Annotated in this window: 1 protein-coding gene; it reads right to left on the reverse strand. The window is 69.2% G+C overall.

What is annotated here, in order from left to right:
• Positions 1-70: 70 nt before the first annotated feature.
• Positions 71-380: rhodanese-like domain-containing protein (locus CBX98_RS25585; protein WP_146192921.1), on the reverse strand; the 310-nt coding region annotated here is incomplete at its 5' end.

A 380-nucleotide genomic window follows, 5' to 3' on the forward strand; every position in this document is an offset into this window, starting at 1 on the left:
ACGGCGCCCGAAGGCGCCGTCTTGTCGAACTGATTGGAAAGCTGAGCGTCGTGCGGGAGCCGGCGCCTGCTCAGTAGCGCGGGACGGTGGGATCCACTTCGCGCGACCACGCGTCCATGCCGCCTTCGACATTGAACAGCTGCGTGAAGCCGTGCGCGGCGAAGCGCTCGGCCGCGGCGCGGCTGGACACGCCGTGATGGCAGATGAACGCGATCGGTGCGTCCTTCGGCAGCTGGGCGAGTGCTTCGTAACCTTCCTCTTCGAGGATGCGCGCGCCGGCGAGCGGTGCGGCCATGGCGCGGGCGTGGGCCGGACGTACGTCGACGAGGGTGATGTCCCCGGCGGCGAGGCGGTCCTTCAGCTGATGGACGTTGAGCGTG

It is taken from the genome of Vibrio sp. T9 (assembly GCF_003123985.1).
Lineage (GTDB): Bacteria > Pseudomonadota > Gammaproteobacteria > Enterobacterales > Vibrionaceae > Vibrio > Vibrio diabolicus.